Origin of the sequence: Mesorhizobium sp. M4A.F.Ca.ET.050.02.1.1, from assembly GCF_003997725.1 — a bacterium.
Taxonomy (GTDB): domain Bacteria; phylum Pseudomonadota; class Alphaproteobacteria; order Rhizobiales; family Rhizobiaceae; genus Mesorhizobium.
Genome location: NZ_RZSG01000660.1, coordinates 1 through 3,374, shown reverse-complemented (window position 1 = coordinate 3,374; position 3,374 = coordinate 1). Strand labels below are relative to the sequence as shown.

3 protein-coding genes are annotated in these 3,374 nt (G+C 65.3%); 2 read left to right on the top strand and 1 reads right to left on the bottom strand.

The window, feature by feature from the left end; genetic code table 11:
* The first annotated feature begins 39 nt into the window (after window positions 1-39).
* Together EOA33_RS28875 and EOA33_RS28870 are read left to right on the top strand one after the other, a co-directional pair.
* Window positions 40-1,227, top strand: coding sequence for a Gfo/Idh/MocA family oxidoreductase (locus tag EOA33_RS28875; protein WP_127407193.1), 1,188 nt, complete (start codon window positions 40-42; stop codon window positions 1,225-1,227).
* A gap of 66 nt (window positions 1,228-1,293) precedes the next feature.
* Complete coding sequence (locus EOA33_RS28870) at window positions 1,294-2,145, top strand: sugar phosphate isomerase/epimerase (protein ID WP_127407192.1); 852 nt, start codon at window positions 1,294-1,296, stop codon at window positions 2,143-2,145.
* Window positions 2,146-2,376: 231 nt separating this feature from the next.
* Here the strand turns inward: EOA33_RS28870 and phnE are convergent.
* The coding region (gene phnE, locus EOA33_RS28860) for a phosphonate ABC transporter, permease protein PhnE (protein ID WP_127407191.1) at window positions 2,377-3,374 on the bottom strand (998 nt) is incomplete at its 5' end.

The window sequence follows — 3,374 nt, the reverse complement described above, 5'->3', positions numbered from 1 at the left end:
CCCCTCAAAGGGAGGCAAGCACCAACGAGGGAGACAGGAATGGTCGGCGCATCGAAGTCGGAAACGGGAGGCGGCCCGATCCGCTACGGTATGGTCGGCGGCGGGCAAGGCGCCTTCATCGGCGCGGTGCACCGGATCGCGGCCAGGCTGGACAACGACTTCGTCCTGGTTGCCGGCGCACTGTCGGCCAACCCGGAGCGCGCCAAGGCTTCGGCCGCCGAGCTCGGCCTCGATCCGGCGCGCAGCTACGGCTCCTACGCCGAGATGGCCAAGGCCGAGGCCAAGCGGCCGGACGGCATCGAGGCGGTGGCGATCGTCACGCCCAACAATGTGCATGTGCCGGCAGCCAAGGCCTTCCTCGAGGCCGGCATCCACGTCATCTGCGACAAGCCGCTGGCAACCACGCTGGCCGAGGCGAAGAAGCTCGCCGCGCTGGTCGAGAAGACCGGCAAGGTGTTCGTGCTCACCCACAATTACACCGCCTATCCGATGATCCGCCAGGCGCGCGAGATGGTGGCCAAGGGCCAGCTCGGCGACATCCGCATCGTGCAGTCGGAATATCCGCAGGACTGGCTGACCGAGGATCTCGCCGCGACCGGCCAGAAGCAGGCTGCGTGGCGCTCCGACCCCAAGCAGGCCGGTGCCGGTGGTGCGCTCGGCGACATCGGCACGCATGCCTACAACCTGGCGCGCTTCGTCTCCGGGCTGGAGCTCGATGCGCTGTCTGCCGATCTCGACGCCTTCGTGCCGGGGCGGCAGCTCGACGACAACATCAATGTGCTGTTGCGCTTCAAGCCGGTCGGCAAGGCGCATCCCGCCAAGGGCATGATCTGGGCCAGCCAGGTGGCGCCCGGCCATGAGAACGGTCTAAAGCTGCGCATCTATGGCTCGAAGGGCGGGCTGGAATGGGTGCAGGCCGATCCGAACTATCTCTGGTATACGCCGTTCGGCCAGCCGAAGCAGCTCCTGACCCGCGCCGGCGCCGGCGCGCTGCCCTCCGCCGGGCGTGTCACCCGTGTTCCCTCGGGCCATCCGGAGGGCTATCTCGAAGGCTTCGCCAATATCTACCAGGAAGCGGCCCGCGCCATCCGCGCGGCGCGCAGGAAGGGCGGCAAGCCGGCAAAGGATGTCGTCTTCCCGACGATTGCCGACGGCGTCGAAGGCATGGCCTTCATCGAGGCCTGCGTGAAGTCGTCGAAGAAGAACGGGGCGTGGACGAAACTCTAATCGCGGCGCCCAGTCGGCGGGGAATGACAGAGCCGAGGTTCAGGCGGCCGTCAGGGGAGGGTGTCGATGAAAATCGGCATGTGCATGTTCTTGTGGACGACCAGCGTCTCAAAGAAGCACGAGGCGCTGCTTCGCGACATCAAGGCGGCCGGCTTCGACGGCGTCGAGATCCCGGTGTTTTCCGGCGCGCCCGACGACTACAAGAAACTCGGCGACCTGCTCGACCGCATCGGGCTGCAGCGTACCGCTGTCTCGGCCATGGGTGATCCGGCGATGAGTCTGATCGCGGCCGATGCCGCGACGCGCAAGGCCGGCATCGACTATATGAAATGGGCGATCGACTGCAGCGCCGCGCTCGGCGCCAACAGGCTGAGCGGTCCACTGCATTCGACGCTCGGCGCCTTTTCCGGCAGCGGGCCGACGGCCGCCGAGAAGAAGCGCTCGGTCGCCTCGCAGCGCGCCATCGGCGACCATGCCGGCAAGACGGGGGTGACGATCGGGTTAGAGGCGCTCAACCGCTTCGAATGCTATCTGTTCAACACGATGGACGATTTGTCCGAGCATATCGACGCGATCGACCGGCCGCACGTCAAGGCGATGTACGACACGTTCCACGCCAACATCGAGGAGGCCGATCCGATCGGCGCCTATACGCGCAACCGGAGGAACGTCGTCCATATCCACATTTCAGAGAATGATCGTGGGGTGCCGGGCCGGGGCAATATTCCCTGGAAGGAGACGTTCTCGGCCATCCGCAAGAGCGGCTATGACGACTGGCTGACCATCGAATCCTTCGGGCGGTCGCTGAAGGACCTGGCTGCGGCGACGAAGGTTTGGCGGGATTTTGCGGAGACGCCGGAGGCCGTGTATCGGGAGGGGTACAAGCATATCAGGGATGGGTGGAAGAAGGCGGCTTAGAATGGCCGTCCGACGAGCGCCGCGATCCTTCGCGCCCCCCCTCTGTCCTGCCGGACATCTCCCCCACAAGGGGGGAGATTGGCGGCTGCGGCGCTTAGCTCAATTCGGCAACGTAGGAGATTGGCGAAAGCCATGGGTGGCGGCTGATCTCCCCCCAAGTGGGGGAGATGCCCGGTAGGGCAGAGGGGGGCGCTGTCCCGTCGACCTCTCGCAAGATTCTGCTAGCGAGGACTAACCCCGCGCAGCCTGCAACCTGTTGTAGTCATGCAGCGTGCGGCTGAGCCGGCGACGCAGGAAGTTCGAGATGTTGTCGAAGATGAAGACGACGGCCAGCGTCAGCAGCACCATGTAGAAGACGTTGGCCCAGTTGGAGTTGGTGCGCATCGCTTCCCATAATTTCAGGCCGATACCGCCGGCTCCGACGGCGCCGATGATGGTGGCGCCTCTGGTGTTGGATTCCCACTGGTAGAGCGTCTGGCTGATGAAGACCGGCACCACCTCCGGCAGCACGCCGTAGCGCTGCACAAGCAAGCCGTTGGCGCCGGTCGACTGCACACCCTCGCGCGGCTTGTCGTCGATGTTCTCCAGCGCCTCGGAATAGGTTTTGCCGAGCGTGCCGATCTCGGTGAAGAAGATCGCGGCACTGCCGGCGAGCGGACCGGGGCCGAAGGCGCGGGTGAAGAACAGCGCCCAGATCAGCATGTCGACCGAGCGCATGAAGTCGAAGAAGCGCTTCAGCACCTGGCTGAGCAGCCCGCTCGGCGTGATGTTGCGGGCGGCGAAGAAGGCGAGCGGGAAGGCGACGATGCCGCCGAGCAGCGTGCCGAGGAATGCCATGACGATGGTCTGCAACAGCTTCGTCCAGACATCGCCATGCTGCCACTGGGCGTTGTTCCAGATGTTGTCGGCGGCAAGCGCGAGATTTGATGTGCCGGGTTTCAGCTCTGGACCGGAGAGGATCAGCGCGGCCACTTCGCCGGCCGGTTTCCCGAAGAAGGGCGATCGCGTGTCGAAGACGAAGTTCGCCCAGCCGAGGAAACGCTTGCGCACCTTGACGCGGTCGACTGTGACGCGCACCTCGCCGACGAAGCCCATCCTCGCGACGACTTCGTCGTCATGCGCGGTGATCCAGTCGGGCACCGGGCCTGAGATCACGGGCTTGCCGCTGGCCAGCGACACGGGCACCGTCTGGCCGTTGGCGACAATCACGGCTTTGGTCTTGTCGAAGG